This window comes from Inquilinus sp. YAF38 (genome assembly GCF_052113205.1).
In the GTDB taxonomy this organism is placed as follows: Bacteria; Pseudomonadota; Alphaproteobacteria; order DSM-16000; family Inquilinaceae; genus Inquilinus.
The window spans coordinates 1-14,838 of record NZ_JBFRCU010000131.1 but is presented as its reverse complement, the minus strand read 5'-3'; the positions used below and the strand labels follow the sequence as shown (position 1 = coordinate 14,838).

The following is a 14,838-nucleotide window of genomic DNA, read 5'->3' as shown; positions in this document are numbered from 1 at the left end:
GGTGCCGGCTTCGGCCAGCCTGGCGACGCGTGCCTCCAGCGCCGCGGCGTCGCGGTCGGACAGGATCAGCGTCGCCCCGGCCGCCGCGAAATGGTCGACGATCGCCCCGCCGATGCCGCCGAGCGCCCCGGTGACGAGAACGGTCTGGAAGCGCGTCATGGCTGTGTTTTCCGGCCTGTGGCGAGAGGTGACAAGCCGATGGTAGCCCAATGTTTGAAACTTACAAGACGGCCGATGCGTGTGTGCGCTGCAGCATCGGCGTGGAGTCTCGATTTGTCCGAAGATTTCAGCACTGCTGCGGGATAGCGGACCGATCGGCGGCGGATCGCCACTTCCGAATTGCGTCCTGTCCAGGATTGTAAGAGAGTTACATCCAGAGCGGTTCCGGCGAAAAGCCGGGCGCGGCCGCTCCCCGGCTTTCCGGTTCCAAATTGCGATCTCGCGCGGCTTGGCGTCCTCAGAATGTGGCGCCGCCGAAACAGGAGGCTCTCCATGCAGCATGCGTTCCGGTCCGTGCTCCTCGGCGCGGGCGCCACGATCCTGGCGGCCCTGGCCGCGGCATCCGCCGTCGCCGCCGAGGTGCGGGTGACGGTGGCGGAGTACAGCTCGAAGACCGGCCCCTATTTCGAGGAGGCGGCGAAGGCCTTCGAGGCGAAGAACCCCGGCACCGATATCAAGATCGAGGTGGTGCCCTGGGACGTGCTGCAGCAGAAGCTGACCACCGACATCTCCGGCAACGCCAATGCCGACCTGGCCATCATCGGCACGCGCTGGCTGGTCGATTTCGTGCAGCAGGGCGTGGTCGCGCCGCTCGACGGCTATATGACCGCCGACTTCAAGGCGCGCTTCATCCCGACCTTCTTCGCGCCCGGCGTGCTGGACGGCAAGACCTACGGCCTGCCGATCGCCTCCTCGGCCCGCGCCATGTACTACAACAAGGAGATCTTCGAGAAGGCGGGCATCGCCGCCCCGCCGGCCACGTGGGACGAGCTGGTCGAGGATGCGAAGAAGATCAAGGCGCTCGGGGCCAAAGACACCTACGCCTTCGGCCTGCAGGGCAAGGAGATCGAGACCGACGTCTATTTCTACTATGCGATGTGGAGCTTCGGCGGCGACATCGTGGCCGACGGCAAGAGCGGAGTCGACAGCCCGGCCGCGATCAAGGCCGCGACCCTGTACAAGCAGCTGATCGATGACGGGCTGACCGAGCCAGGCGTCACCGCCTACAACCGCGAGGACGTGCAGAACCTGTTCAAGCAGGGCCGCATCGGCATGATGTTCACCGCGCCGTTCCTGGCCAGCCAGATCAAGACCGAGGCGCCGAACCTGAAATACGGCGTGGCGCCGGTGCCGAAGGGCACCACCTCGGCGACCTATGCGGTCACCGACTCGATCGTGCTGTTCGACAACTCCAAGGTGAAGGACGAGGCCTGGAAGTTCATGGACTTCCTGTTCCAGAACGACTGGCGCGAGAAGTTCACGGTCAATGAGGGCTTCCTGACCGAGAACCAGGCCGTGGCCAAGCTGCCCTACTTCACCGACGACCCGAACCTCAAGGTCTTCACCGCGATGCTGCCGAACGCCAAGTTCGCCCCGACCATCGCCGGGTGGGAGGAGATCGCCGACGCCACCGGCCGGGCGATGCAGAAGATCTATCTCGGCGAGGCCAAGCCGGAGGAGGCGTTGAAGGCCGCCGCCGAGCAGGCGAATGGGGTTCTGGGCGCGAAGTAGGCGCGGGCGCGGTCGGTGGCGTTTCACCAATAGGACCCAACAAACTCATTCCGTCATCCCCGCGAAAGCGGGGATCTCTTTCCGATCCTTCTGGGAATGGCGAGAGATTCCCGCTTTCGCGGGAATGACGGGATTATGGAGTGTGACGAGGCATCCCGATCCGATGACCGCTCCCCTGGCCGCGCGCATCCCCGGCCTGACGCCGATCCTGCTGATCCTGCCGAGCTTCCTGCTGGCGGCGTTCATCATCGCCTATCCGGTGTGGGACCTGCTGACCGTCGCCTCGCACCAGGTCAACCGCTTCGGCCAGCTGCGCGACTTCACCGGCTTCACCAATCTCGGCAGCGTCCTGGCAGACCCGCTATTCCTGGACAGCCTGGTGCGGACCCTGGTCTGGACCGCCGCGGTGGTGTTCGGGACGGTGCTGGTCTCGGTGCCCGTGGCGCTGATCCTGAACACCGAGTTCTACGGCCGCGGCATCGCCCGGGTGATCGTGATGCTGCCCTGGTCGGTGTCGCTGACCATGATGGCGATCGTCTGGCGCTGGGCGCTGAACGGTGAATCCGGCCTGTTGAACCTGACGCTGCAGGATCTCGGCGTGATCGACCAGAAGGTCGTGTGGCTGGCCTCGGCCGCCACCGCCTTCCCGATCCAGATCCTGATCGGCATCCTGGTGTCGGTCCCGTTCACGGTGACGATCTTCCTCGGCGGCCTGTCGTCGATCCCGAGCGACATCTACGAGGCGGCGTCGACCGACGGCGCCTCGTCCTGGCAGCGCTTCCGCACCCTGACGCTGCCGCTGATGCGGCCCTTCATCAACATGGCGGTGGTGCTGAACATCATCTACGTCTTCAACTCCTTCCCGATCATCTGGGTGCTGACCGGGGGCGGGCCGTCGGATTCGACGCAGATCCTGGTCACCTACCTGTACAAGCTGGCCTTCACGCTCGGGAAGATGGGCGAGGCGGCATCGATCTCGCTGATCATGTTCGCCATCCTGCTGGTCTTCACCTTGATCTATCTGCGCATGGCGATGAAGGGCGAGCGCGATGCTTAGGAGTTGTCCGGGAATTAAGAGGTCGAGGTGCCAAGTGCAGGTCAGCCTCAAATTGTCATGCCCGGGCTTGACCCGGGCATCCAGAGACTGTCGACAGCTTCTGGATTGCCGGGTCAAGCCCGGCAATGACAATGAAAAAATTCAACTCGCTGGCCACCATGCTTAAGAAGAGCATCCTGTGCTGGCTGGCGCTGTCGCCGCTGATCGTGGTGGTGCTGTTCCCCTTCGCGGTGATGATCGCCACCGCGCTGAAGCCGGCGGCGGAAGTCCTCTCCGCCGACCCGTCCTGGCTGCCCAGCCGGATCGCCTGGGAGAACTTCGTCACCATGTGGCAGGCGACCGATTTCGGCACCGCCCTGCTGAACAGCCTCTACGCCGCGACCCTGGCGACGCTGCTGGCGCTGGCGGTCAGCATCCCCGCCGCCTATGCCATGTCGCGCTACCGCTCCCCGGGGCAGGGGCTGTACCGCGACTTCCTGCTGATCACCCAGATGCTGTCGCCGATCGTGCTGGTGATCGGGCTGTTCCGCCTGGTCGCCTGGCTCGGCCTGGTCGGGTCGGTCGATTCGCTGGTGCTGGTCTATGCCGGCTTCAACATCGCCTTCGCCGTCTGGATGCTGCAGAGCTATTTCGCCACCATCCCGCTGGACCTGGAGGAGGCGGCGTGGCTGGAGGGTGCGTCGCGCTTCCGCACCGTGATCCGGGTGTTCCTGCCGCTGGCGGCGCCGGCCATGGTCGTCACGGCGATCTTCACCTTCATCAACGCCTGGAACGAATTTGCCGTCGCGCTGAGCCTGCTGCGCGCGCCGGAGACGCACACCTTGCCGATCAAGATTTTCTCGCTCGTCGCCGGCCGCTATACGATCGAATGGCATCACGTCATGGCCGCGACGTTCCTGGCGACGATCCCCGTCGCCATCGTCTTCGCCTGGCTGCAGCGCTATCTGGTGCGCGGCCTGGCCCTCGGCGCCGTCAAATAGGAAGACCCATGAGCAAGCGCGAGCATTTCGGAACCACCGTCACCGGTGCCGGCGGGCAGAAGCTGCCCTTCTCCAAGGCCGTGCGGGCCGGCGACTATGTCTATGTCTCGGGCCAGGTGCCGTTCGACGAGAACGGCGTGGTCGTGGCCGGCGGGATCGAGATCCAGACCCACCAGACGATGAAGAACGTCCAGGCGGCGCTGGCCCTGGCCGGCTGCACGCTGGACGACGTGATCAAGGTCACGGCCTGGCTGGACGACACCCGCGACTTCGCCGCCTTCAACCGCACCTATGACAGCTACTTCACCGGCGACCGTCCGGCGCGGTCCTGCGTCCGCGCCGACATGATGATCGACTGCAAGGTCGAGGTCGAGGCGATCGCGTATAAGCCGGCGGGCTGAGGCGGGTTTGGCTTAGGTCTCTATTCTATTTTTTGTCATCCTCGGGCTTGACCCGAGGATTCAGGGGCGGCCAGAGCGGTTCTTGGTGGCCCCTGGATTGCCGGGTCAAGCCCGGCAATGACAGGAAGGGGACGCCCCGCGACCCGCCCTTACGCCCGCGGCACCGCCGGGACCGGCCGTTCGCCCTGCACCATGGTGCGGTACAGGAGGCGGTCCTGGCCGTCATAGTCGTTGACGGCGTAGTGCAGGGTGCAGCGGTTGTCCCAGATCGCCAGGTCGCCGGCCTTCCAGCGCAGCCGGCAGGTGAATTCCGGCCGGATCGCATGGCCGTAGAGGAAGTCGAGCAGCGGCTTGCTCTCCTCCACCGTCATGCCGGCGAAGCGCTGGGTGTAGATCGAATTGATGAACAGCGCCTTGCGGCCGGTGCCGGGATGGACCCGCACCACCGGATGGGCGATCTCGCGATCCGCCTCCGGCCGGTTGCGCTCGATGCCGATCGACTGCGAAACCGAGACATTGCCGGGCACGCCGCCGATGCCGTAGGGCTTGCCGGAATGCATGGCGTCGAGCCCGTCCAGCACTGCCTTCAGCCCGTCCGACAGCGCGTCATAGGCGGCGTACATATTGGCGAACAGCGTGTCGCCGCCATGGCTCGGCACGTGGCTGGCATAGAGCAGCGACGCCATCGGCGGCTGGTCGAGGAAGCTGAAATCCGAATGCCAGGCATTGCCGAAGGTGCTGACCTTGCGCTCGTCGGCCGACTTCTTCACGGCGACGACGTCCGGATGCTCGGCCATATGCGTGATGTAGGGCGCCCGGCTGATGGTGCCGAAGCGGCGGGTCAGCGCCACCAGGTCCTCCGGCGCCAGGTCGAGCCCGTGCAGGTGGATCACCAGGTGATCGTCCAGGGCCTGGCGGATCGCGGCGAAGAGCGTGTCGTCGACCGGGCCGGCGAGATCGATGTCGGCACCGAGCGACCCGGCCATCGGCCGGATGGTGAAGCGAGAGCTGGTCATGGCGGCAGTATAGTCACCCGATCCGGCGCGCCGGAACTTACGATTGGCCGAACAGGGCGTTGATCTCCTTGTGCGGCACCGCATCGGCGGCATAGCCGAAGCTGCCCTGGTCCTTGATCTCGCGGGCGGCGCGCAGGAAGCCGCCCAGCGCGGCCCGGGCCAGCGACCCGCCGACACTGATCCGCTTCACGCCCATCTCGCCCAGCTCCGCCACGGTGAAGCGGGCGCCGACCAGCCCCATCACCACATTCACCGGCCGGTCGACCGCCTGCACCACCGCCTGGATCTCCTCCCGCGTCGCCAGGCCGGGGGCATAGAGCACATCGGCGCCGGCCTCCTGGAACGCCTGCAGCCGGCGGATCGTGTCGGCCAGGTCGCGGCGGCCGTGCAGGAAATTCTCGGCCCGCGCCGTCAGGGTGAAGGGGAAGGGCAGGGACCGTGCCGCCGCCACCGCCGCGCGCACCCGCTCCACCGCCAGGTCCAGGCTGTAGATCGGGTCGTCGTCGCGGCCGGTGGCGTCCTCGATCGACCCGCCGACCAGCCCAATGGCGGCAGCCTGGCGGATGGTCTCCGCTGCCGCCTCGGGCGCATCGCCGAAGCCGTTCTCGAGATCGGCCGAGACCGGCAGGGCGGTGGCCTCGACGATGGCCCGGGCATTGGCCAGGGTCTCCTCCCGGCTGACCTTCTGCGCGCCGTCGTTGCGGCCGAGGGTGAAGGCATGGCCGGCGCTGGTGGTGGCCAGCGCCTCAAAGCTCAGCCCGGCCAGCAGCTTCGCGCTGCCCGCATCCCAGGGGTTCGGGATCACGAAGACACCCGGCCGCGCGTGCAGGCGCTGGAAGGCGAGGGCCTTTTCGGTCTGGCTGGGCATCGTGTCCTCCGCATGGTTTCTGGCGTCATGTTCGACTTTCGTTCCGATGCGGTCAAGCCCTCCGCCGGTCGGCCGGGGGCACCGCCGAGGCCACAAGAGCGAACACCAGCCCGGCGCCGCAGATCGCGGCCCAGCCACCCCAGGCCCAGGCCAGGCCCGCGATCGCCGCGCCGGCGGAGCCGCCGATGAAGAACAAGCCGGTGTAGAGCCCGTTCAGCCGGCCGCGCGCCTCCGGCTGCAGCGTGTTGATCGCATGCCGCCCGAGGATCTGGTTCGCCACCACGCCGGCGTCCAGCAGCACCGCCGCGGCGGCGAGCAGGCCCAGCGATGGCGGCGATCGGCACCAGCATCTGGATCGCGGTCGAGGCCAGGCCGATCAGCACCGACGCGGCCAGGAACACCGGCGTCGAGGTCGCGGTCGCCGCCACGGCCAGGGCGGCCACATCGACCGCCAGCGTGGCGACGATCAGCCGGCGATTGGCCAGCAGGTCGACCAGCGGCACCAGCAGCACCAGCCCCGCGGCATAGGCCAGCAGGGTCAGGGTGGTCACCAGGCTGGCCGTGGCCGGGGCCAGCCCCAGGGCAGGGCCGATCAGCCCGATCAGCGGCTGCGAGGCATAGAGGTTGAGCACGACGACCCCGACCGACGTGGCGAACAGCAGCTGCAGCGGGGTGGTCATCGCGGCCGCCGGGGAGGGGGCGGCCGGGCGCAGGACGGTGGGGACCGCGCCCGACGGGTGCAGTGTCGACATCGCTTCGATCTCCGTTGAGGGCCGGGCTCAGCGCGCGGCGGCGGCCAACTCGTGGATGTAGCTTCGCAGCGTCCGCGGCTCGCGGCCGAGGACGGCGCGGGCCACCAGGCTGTTGCCCGCCTGGCCATGGGCGGCGTAGTGGGCGAAGACTTTCTCCAGCAGCGCCAGCTGCCGCGAATCATAGGGCGGCCGGGCCGCCGCCACCCAATCGGCAAAGGTCGGCTCGGCGGCCACGACCGGGCGGCCCAGCGCCGCGCTCATCAGCGCCGCGATCTCTTCCCGGTCCGGCATCCCGTCGGCGCAGAGCTCGAAGCTGCCATAGGCCAGCCGGTCGCCGGTCAGGGCGATCGCCGCGGCCTCGGCCACGTCGCGATAGTCGACCCGCGCCACCCGCGCCGTCTTCGGGAAGGGCTCGGCGAAGACGCCGCCGGCCAGCACGCCGGGCCAGGCGGCGCCGATGTTCTGCATCAGGTTGGTCGGCTGCAGGATCGTGTACTGCATGCCGGAGCGGTGGAGCGCGGCTTCGACGGGGATCTTGCTGGCGTGGTTGGCCAGCGCGATGTTGGTCGCCTGGATCACCGAGGAGAAGACGAAGCGCCGGACCCCGGCGTGCCGGGCGGCTTCGACCATGGCGATGCCGAGCTCGGCCTCGTCCGGCGCGAAGGCCGGGCCGATGTGGAAGACGCCGTCGACCCCGCGCAAAGCGGCGTCGAGGCTGGGCCGGTCGCGCAGGTCGCCGAAGGCGATTTCGGCGGCGCCGCCGGCCCGGGCGACGGCAGCCTTGGCGTCGTCGCGCACCAGGCCGCGGACGATGACGCCGCGGCGGGCCAACTCGGGCACCACCAGGCCGGCGAACCGGCCGGCCGCGCCGACGACGAGAATGGTGGGAGGGCTCATGGTCGATCTCCAGCTGACGATGGAGATGATCTTGGATGATCCGGTTTCCGTGAGAATGGGCGATAGCCGTGATACATTCTCTCGCAATACGAGAGGCTCTTGCGAATCCCAAGATCGTCATTGCGACCCCGGCCTTGAGCCGGGGGGAAGCAATCCAGGGCCGTAAGAGCGGCGGCATGGATTGCTTCGTCGGCTTCGCCTCCTCGCAATGACGGTGAAGGGAAGGGTCTCAATCCGAGGGGACACCCATGGACCGGCTGGACGATCTCGCGGCCTTCGTCGCCGTGGTCGAGGCCGGCGGGCTGAGCGCCGCGGCGCGCGACCTGCGCCGGTCGCTGCAATCGGTCAGCCGGTCGCTGGCGACGCTGGAGCAGGGGCTGGGCGTGGCGCTGGTGCAGCGGACCACCCGGCGGTCGACGCCGACCGATGCCGGCCTCGCCTTCTATCAGCGGGTGAAGCCGGCGCTGGCGGAGATCCTGGAGGCGCGGGCGGAGGCGGCGGAGCGCCGGGCGGAGCCGTCCGGCCTGCTGCGGATCAGCGCGCCGGTGCTATTCACGCCGGCCCACCTCGTGCCGGTGGTTGCCGGCTTCATGCGGCGCCACCCGCGGATCGAGGTGGAGCTGAAGCTCTCGGACCGCTTCATCGACCTGGCGGAGGGCACGGTCGACCTGGCGGTGCGGATCGGCGACCTGCCGGATTCCGCGCTCAAGGCCCGGCGGCTCGGCGCGCTGCGGCGGGTGGCGTTCGGCGCCCCGGCCTATTTCGACCGGCACGGCCGGCCGCGTCATCCGGACGAGCTGGCCGGGCATCAATGCGTCGTCCGCACGGCCGAGGGCGAGGCCTGGCCGTTCCGGATCGGCGGCCGCACCCGGACTGTCCGGGTCAACGGCCGGCTCCGGGCCGACAACACGGCGGCGACCTATGCCGCGGTGGCGGAAGGGCTCGGCATCGGCTTCACGCCGCTGTGGCAGATCCGCGCGCTGGTCGACCGCGGCGCGGTGGAGCCGATCCTGACCGAATACGAGGTGCCGAAGGTGCCGATCCACGCGGTCTGGCCGGCCACACGGYTGCCGCCGGCCAAGACCCGCCTGTTCGTCGATTTCCTGGCCGAGACCCTGGACCTGCGGCGGCTTTAGGACCGAAAGGCTGATCCGGGTTCAGGCAGGGGCTGATTGCCTCTGCCGCTTGCGAGACTTTTCAGAATAACTTCCGTCCTTCCGGCATAGACTTTTTATCCTCCCCCTCCCCCCGCGGGAGGGGGCAGGGGGAGGGGGTCTCTCGGCTCGAGCCGGCCTGGATCATCGGAGGACCGGCACTGATGGCGACCTCTGTTCACTGCCCATGCGCGCGGACGCGCGCAGACCCCTCCCCCTAGCCCCCTCCCGCAAGGGGAGGGGGAGGATTGAAGGCATAGTCGAGCCGGGTGGCTGGATTCCAAAAAGGTCCCGCTTGCGAGAGAGGCAACACAAAGCCGACCGCTCCGGGGTGTCCTTCACGATTCCAAGTCTGGACTCTAGCCGATCCGTTCGTAGCGCAGCCGGCGCGCCAGCCAGCAGCCGACCTCGACCTCTTTCACCCGGCCGGTGCCGTCGCGGCGGAAGGCCAGGGTCCAGTCGCCGGGCGGAGTGTGGTCCAGCGCGCGCGGGCAGGGCAGGGTCCAGACATCCGGCCCGACCGGGGCCAGCAGCTCCATCCGGCTCTGGCCGAGGAAGCCGGAGAAGCCGCCATAGAGCGCGCCGCCGGCATCGACCACCTCCAGCTCGGCATCCAGCTCGGCGCAGCGGTAGCGGCCGCTGAGATCGGTGGCGGATTCGCCATCGCAGGGCACGAGGCGCGAGCTCTGGTTCTCCTGCGGCCGGTCCAGCCACAGCCCGTCCGCGGCGGGGCGCAGCCGGGTCCGGCCGCTGCCGGCGCTTCCGTCCGGCTGCAGGTCCAGCTTCTCCGCCGAATGGCCGAAGCGCAGCCGCACCCGGCCCTCGGCCATGTCGACGCGAGCCGACAGTCCCGTCTCCGGCTCGATGTAGCTGCCGAGCCAGTCCGGCGCGGGCAGGTCGGTGGCGGGTTTGGCGCGCTCCTCGCCCAGCAATGCGGCCAGCAGGTCGAGCGCCGCGGCATTGGCGTCGGACAGGTGATTGAACAGGACGACGACGGAGATGCGCTCCGACGGCACATGCAGGCGATGGCTGCGCCAGCCGCGCAACGCGCCGCCATGGCCGGTGATGGGGCGGCCGAACTCGGTCGTCCGGCCCAGGCCGAAGCCGTAGGGCGCGGCGGCGCCGTTCGAGAACGTCACCGGCGCCGAAAGGCGGCTGTACAGCGCCTCGGGATCGTCGCGGGTGGCATCGATGTGGCGCTCCCAGGCGATCATGTCGTCCAGGCTGGCGCCGAGCCCGGCATCGCCGGTCCACAGCACCCGGTTCTCGGCGGCGCGGAAGCCGCCGGCCTGGGTGCCCTCATAGCCCTCGGTGCCGTCCGGCATGGCGCGGGTGTCGGCGGCCAGGAAGGCGCTGCCCATGCCGGCCCGGTCGAAGATCCGGCTGCGCAGCAGCTCGGCGAAGCTGCGGCCGGTGCGCGCTTCGAGGATATCGGAGAGCAGCCGGAAGTTCTGGTTGACGTAGGAGTAGCGGCTGCCGGGCGCGAAGTGCAGCGACCGGGTGCCGGCGATCACCTTCGCCGCCTCGCGGTCGCCGAAAGGCGATTCTGCCGGCGCGCCGTGCAGCATCGCCACCGCCCAATAGTCGCGCAGGCCGGACTGGTTGTGGCACAGGTGCAGCGCGCCCGGCGCCTCGCCCTCCAGCAGCGGCAGGCGGGCGCGGACATCGCCGTCCAGCACCGTCGGGTCCGGGAAGGCGTCGAGCACCAGGCCACAGGTGAACTGCTTGGTGACCGAGCACATCCGGAACAGCGATTGCGGCGTGAACGGGATGCGCCGCTCGGCATTGGCCCAGCCCCAGGCGTGGCGGGCGAGGATTTCGCCGTCGCGCAGCACGGCGGCGCCGCCGCCCGGTCCGGGAAAGCTGCGGGGGAGGCCGGCCAGGGCGCGGTCGAGGCGGGAGAGGGGCGTCGTCATGATGGCCGCCACCCTGGCGTGCCGGCCGGGATGTGTAAAGATGGCCACGGCGGGAATTGCGGGTGACAGCCGCTGCCGCGCGATTTATCAGACATAAAACTTTGTCCCAGAAGAACCCCATGCCCACGATCACCAGTATCCAGGACCTCAGAGCGCTGGCGGCCCGGCGCATCCCGCGCGCGATCTTCGACTATGCCGACCGCGGCTCCTATGACGAGGTGACGCTGCGGGCGAACCGGGCGGACTTGGCCGCGATCGGCCTGCGCCAGCGGGTGATGATCGACGTCGACAAGCGCTCGGTCGCGACCACGATGCTGGGCGAGGACGTGACCATGCCGCTGGCGATCGCGCCGACCGGCCTGACCGGCCTGTTCCATGGCGACGGCGAGATCCTCGGCGCCCGCGCGGCACAGGCCTTCGGCATCCCGTTCTGCCTGTCGACCATGTCGATCTGCTCGATCGAGGATGTGCGCGCGGCGGTCAAGAAGCCGTTCTGGTTCCAGCTCTACGTCATGCGTGACCGCGGCTTCTCGCAGTCGCTGATCGAGCGCGCCAAGGCAGCGCAGTGCTCGGCCCTGGTGCTGACGCTCGACCTGCAGATCCAGGGCCAGCGCCACCGCGACCTGAAGAACGGCCTCGCCGTGCCGCCGCGGCTGACGCTGGCCAACGCGCTCGACATCGCCACCAAGCCGGCCTGGGCAATGAAGGTGCTGTTCGGCAAGCGCCGCAGCTTCGGCAACCTCGAAGGTCAGGTGAAGGGGGCGGACACCCTGAAGACCCTCTCGGAATGGACCGCCAGCCAGTTCGACGCCTCCTTGAGCTGGAAGGATGTCGAATGGGTGCGCAGCCTCTGGCCTGGCAAGCTGATCCTGAAGGGCGTGCTGGACGAGGAGGATGCGAAGATCGCGGCCGCGACCGGTGCCGACGCGGTCGTCGTCTCCAACCATGGCGGCCGGCAGCTGGACGGCGCGCGGTCCTCGATCTCGGCCCTGCCGGGCATCGTCCAGGCGATCGGCGACCGGACCGAGGTGCTGTTCGACGGCGGCATCCAGTCCGGCCAGGACATCCTGAGGGCGGTGGCGCTGGGCGCCCGCGGCTGCCTGATGGGCAAGGCCTTCCTCTACGGCCTGGCGGCGATGGGCGAGGCCGGCGTGACCAAGGCGCTGGAGATCATGCGCAAGGAGCTGGACATCAGCATGGCGCTGACCGGCACCGGCGACATCACCAAGGTCGACCGCAGCAGCCTGGTGATCCGGGGCTGAGAGCGTCGCATAGGTTGGGTTCGCCAATGGCGAACCCAACAGGGTGCCATCGAGCCGAGTGTTGGGTTCGCGGAATGCGAACCCAACCTACGGACTCGGTCAGTTCCCCCGCAGCTCCAGCTCCTTGTTGACCCGCAGCGCGGCCAGGGTGCAGACGGCGCCGGACAGGAGATAGGCGCCGACCAGCGCCAGGCCGAACTGGCTGGCCAGGGCGAGGGCGACCAGCGGGGCGAAGCCGGCGCCGACCATCCAGGCCAGGTCCGAGGTCAGGGCCGAGGCGGTGTAGCGCTGGTTGTTCGGGAAGTTCGACGCCACCGCGCCGGCCGCCTGGCCGAAGGACAGGCCCAGCAGGCCGAAGCCGAGGATGACGAAGGCCGACCGCGCCGTCGGCCCGCCGCCGAGCAGCATCGGCGTGACGAAGCTGAAGATCGCGATCAGCACCGCGCAGGCCGCCAGCAGGGTGCGCCGGCCGGTGCGGTCGGCGATCAGCCCCGAGACGACGATCATCACCGTGCCGAGGATGGCGCCGACGAACTCGGTCATCAGGAAGTTGCCGGGGTTGTGGTCGGTGTACAGCGTCACCCAGCTCAGCGGGAACACCGTCACCAGGTGGAACAGGGCGAAGGTGGCCAGCGGCACGAAGGCCCCGACCAGGATGTTGTGGCCCTGGTGCTTCAGCGTCTCGGGCACGCTCAGCGCCTCCAGGTCCTTGCTCTCGTACAGCCGCTCGAACTGCTCGGTCACCACCAGGCGCAGCCGGGCGAACAGAGCCACCACGTTGATCGCGAAGGCGACGAAGAACGGGTAGCGCCAGCCCCAGTCGACAAAGTCCGGGGTCGAGAGGTTGACCAGGAAGAAGGCGAACAGCGCGCTGGCCAGCATGAAGCCGAGCGGGGCGCCGAGCTGGGGCATCATCGCGTACCAGCCGCGCCGGTTCTGCGGCGCGTTCAGCGCCAGCAGCGAGGCCAGGCCGTCCCAGGCGCCGCCCAGGGCCAGCCCCTGGCCGATGCGGCACAGCGACAGCAGCACGATCGCGGCCGGGCCGATGTCCTCGGTACCGGGCAGGAAGGCCATCGCCGCGGTCGAGCTGCCGAGCAGGAACATCGCTATGGTCAGCTTGACGCTGCGGCCGTGCCGCCGGTCGATCTCCATGAACAGGACCGACCCGAACGGGCGGGCGACGAAGGCCAGCGCGAAGACGGCGAAGGAGTAGAGCATCGCGTCCAGCGGCGTCGCCTGCGGGAAGAAGAACCGCGGGAAGACGAGCACCGAGGCGATGGCGTAGACGAAGAAGTCGAAGAATTCCGCGGTCCGGCCGATCACGACGCCGATCGCGATCTCGCCGGGGGGGACACCTGCGCGGTGCCGTGGCGCGGCGGTCGGGGACCCGAGTTCTCGACTGACAGTGGCCATAAAGGGTTCCTCCTGGGGGCTGGGCCGGGCCGAGATGCCACTTTCTCTTTTTTTGAGTATGGCCCAGGATTCCGGTGCGTCAAATCGTGCCGAGCGAGCCGGAGCGGCCTAATGGCGGCGCCGGAATCGCCGGAGACCCTGCCGTCAACCCGGGTGCGACGATGTTGCATTGCAGCGAACGGGCATCTGGTAGGACAAACTGTCCACTGTCTATTCATGGTGCGCTTCGGTAATGCACCCGCGCCCTTCGTTCTCTTTCTGTCAGGCAACGGCATGCCCATCAAAGCCTTAGGCCGTCTCGCTGCGCTTCCGACCCTGGTCATGCTGGGCGGGTGCAACATGGTGGTTATGTCGCCTTCCGGCGATATTGCGGTGCAGCAGCGCGACCTGATCGTGGTGTCCACGATCCTGATGTTGCTGATCATCGTGCCGGTGATCGCGCTGACGCTGTTCTTCGCCTGGAAGTACCGCCAGTCGAACAAGGACGCCGCCTACGACCCCGACTGGCACCATTCGACTCAGCTCGAGGTGGTGATCTGGTCGGCGCCGCTGGTGATCATCATCGCGCTGGGGGCGCTGACCTGGATCAGCACCCACACGCTCGACCCGTACCGGCCGCTGGAGCGGATCGACTCGGGGCGTCCGGTGGCGGCCGATGTGAAGCCGCTGACGGTCGAGGTCGTGGCGCTCGACTGGAAGTGGCTGTTCCTCTACCCAGAGCAGGGCATCGCCACGGTGAACGAGCTGGCGGCGCCGGTCGACGTGCCGATCCAGTTCAAGATCACCTCGGCCACCGTGATGAACTCCTTCTACGTGCCGGCGCTGGCGGGGCAGATCTACGCCATGGCCGGGATGGAGACGAAGCTGCACGCCGTGATCAACAAGCCCGGCGAGTATGAGGGGTTCTCCGCCAATTACAGCGGCGCCGGCTTCTCCGGCATGCGCTTCACCTTCCACGGCCTCGCCGCCGGCGATTTCGACGGCTGGGTGCAGAAGGTGAAGGCCGAGGGCGGCAGCCTGAGCCGGGAGGAGTACCTGACGCTGGAGCGCCCGAGCGAGCGCGAGCCGGTGCGCCACTACGGCACCGTGGCCCCCGACCTCTACGGCGCCATCCTCAACATGTGCGTCGACCGCTCGAAGATGTGCATGAACGAGATGATGAGCATCGATTCCCGCGGTGGCGGCGGCAAGGCCGGCATCGACAACGTCATCGCCCTGAACCACGACAAGGACGTCCGGCGCGGTGCCGGCCCGGTCCGCAGCTATGTCGCGGCGATCTGCACCACGGACGGGGACATGGCCGACAGCCGGCTGCCGGACGGGATCCTGTTCAGCCGCTCGGCGGAGTCCCGCCGCATCGAGTGACGATCGTCCGATGCCCGCCGCCGGCC

14 protein-coding genes are annotated in these 14,838 nt (G+C 68.6%); 7 read left to right on the top strand and 7 right to left on the bottom strand.

Annotation, left to right across the window (positions count from 1 at the left end; translation table 11 throughout):
- A partial coding sequence (locus AB4Z01_RS33840) for an SDR family NAD(P)-dependent oxidoreductase (RefSeq protein ID WP_441700920.1) occupies nt 1–159 on the bottom strand: 159 nt, incomplete at its 3' end.
- A gap of 333 nt (nt 160–492) precedes the next feature.
- Between AB4Z01_RS33840 and AB4Z01_RS33835 the strand changes: the two genes are divergently transcribed.
- From AB4Z01_RS33835 to AB4Z01_RS33820, 4 genes are all read left to right on the top strand, one after another.
- Nucleotides 493–1,731 (top strand): ABC transporter substrate-binding protein, encoded by a 1,239-nt coding sequence (locus tag AB4Z01_RS33835; RefSeq protein WP_441700918.1) that lies wholly within the window; start codon nt 493–495, stop codon nt 1,729–1,731.
- Between the two features lie 163 nt (nt 1,732–1,894).
- Nucleotides 1,895–2,788 (top strand): carbohydrate ABC transporter permease, encoded by an 894-nt coding sequence (locus AB4Z01_RS33830; RefSeq protein WP_441700916.1) that lies wholly within the window; start codon nt 1,895–1,897, stop codon nt 2,786–2,788.
- Between the two features lie 131 nt (nt 2,789–2,919).
- Entirely contained in the window at nt 2,920–3,768 is an 849-nt protein-coding gene (locus tag AB4Z01_RS33825; protein WP_441700915.1) for a carbohydrate ABC transporter permease, read from the top strand.
- A gap of 8 nt (nt 3,769–3,776) precedes the next feature.
- Nucleotides 3,777–4,169 carry a RidA family protein gene (locus AB4Z01_RS33820; protein ID WP_441700913.1) on the top strand — a complete coding sequence of 131 codons (393 nt, stop codon included), beginning with the start codon at nt 3,777–3,779 and terminating at the stop codon, nt 4,167–4,169.
- Nucleotides 4,170–4,318: 149 nt separating this feature from the next.
- On the opposite strand, the gene AB4Z01_RS33815 is transcribed toward AB4Z01_RS33820, so the two are convergent.
- From AB4Z01_RS33815 to AB4Z01_RS33800, 4 genes are read right to left on the bottom strand one after another with little or no spacing between them, the layout of a single operon-like run.
- Entirely contained in the window at nt 4,319–5,185 is an 867-nt protein-coding gene (locus tag AB4Z01_RS33815) for a TauD/TfdA dioxygenase family protein (protein WP_441700911.1), read from the bottom strand.
- A 37-nt stretch (nt 5,186–5,222) separates the two neighbouring features.
- Complete coding sequence (locus AB4Z01_RS33810) at nt 5,223–6,053, bottom strand: isocitrate lyase/PEP mutase family protein (RefSeq protein ID WP_441700909.1); 831 nt, start codon at nt 6,051–6,053, stop codon at nt 5,223–5,225.
- Complete coding sequence (locus AB4Z01_RS33805) at nt 5,987–6,805, bottom strand: hypothetical protein (protein WP_441700907.1); 819 nt, start codon at nt 6,803–6,805, stop codon at nt 5,987–5,989. Before AB4Z01_RS33805 ends, AB4Z01_RS33810 begins: the two co-directional genes overlap by 67 nt.
- A gap of 27 nt (nt 6,806–6,832) precedes the next feature.
- Nucleotides 6,833–7,702, bottom strand: a complete 870-nt coding sequence (locus AB4Z01_RS33800; RefSeq protein ID WP_441700905.1) for an NmrA family NAD(P)-binding protein — start codon at nt 7,700–7,702, stop codon at nt 6,833–6,835.
- A 248-nt stretch (nt 7,703–7,950) separates the two neighbouring features.
- Between AB4Z01_RS33800 and AB4Z01_RS33795 the strand changes: the two genes are divergently transcribed.
- Nucleotides 7,951–8,838 carry a LysR family transcriptional regulator gene (locus AB4Z01_RS33795; RefSeq protein WP_441700903.1) on the top strand — a complete coding sequence of 296 codons (888 nt, stop codon included), beginning with the start codon at nt 7,951–7,953 and terminating at the stop codon, nt 8,836–8,838.
- 377 nt (nt 8,839–9,215) lie between these two features.
- Here the strand turns inward: AB4Z01_RS33795 and AB4Z01_RS33790 are convergent, their stop codons facing one another.
- Nucleotides 9,216–10,772 carry a D-aminopeptidase gene (locus tag AB4Z01_RS33790; protein WP_441700901.1) on the bottom strand — a complete coding sequence of 519 codons (1,557 nt, stop codon included), beginning with the start codon at nt 10,770–10,772 and terminating at the stop codon, nt 9,216–9,218.
- 119 nt (nt 10,773–10,891) lie between these two features.
- Between AB4Z01_RS33790 and AB4Z01_RS33785 the strand changes: the two genes are divergently transcribed.
- Nucleotides 10,892–12,034, top strand: a complete 1,143-nt coding sequence (locus AB4Z01_RS33785) for an alpha-hydroxy acid oxidase (protein ID WP_441700899.1) — start codon at nt 10,892–10,894, stop codon at nt 12,032–12,034.
- Nucleotides 12,035–12,133: 99 nt separating this feature from the next.
- Here the strand turns inward: AB4Z01_RS33785 and AB4Z01_RS33780 are convergent, their stop codons facing one another.
- Nucleotides 12,134–13,447 (bottom strand): MFS transporter, encoded by a 1,314-nt coding sequence (locus tag AB4Z01_RS33780; protein WP_441700898.1) that lies wholly within the window; start codon nt 13,445–13,447, stop codon nt 12,134–12,136.
- 273 nt (nt 13,448–13,720) lie between these two features.
- Between AB4Z01_RS33780 and cyoA the strand changes: the two genes are divergently transcribed.
- On the top strand, nt 13,721–14,812 hold the full coding sequence (gene cyoA, locus AB4Z01_RS33775) for a ubiquinol oxidase subunit II (protein WP_441700896.1): 1,092 nt from the start codon (nt 13,721–13,723) through the stop codon (nt 14,810–14,812).
- Nucleotides 14,813–14,838: the final 26 nt, after the last annotated feature.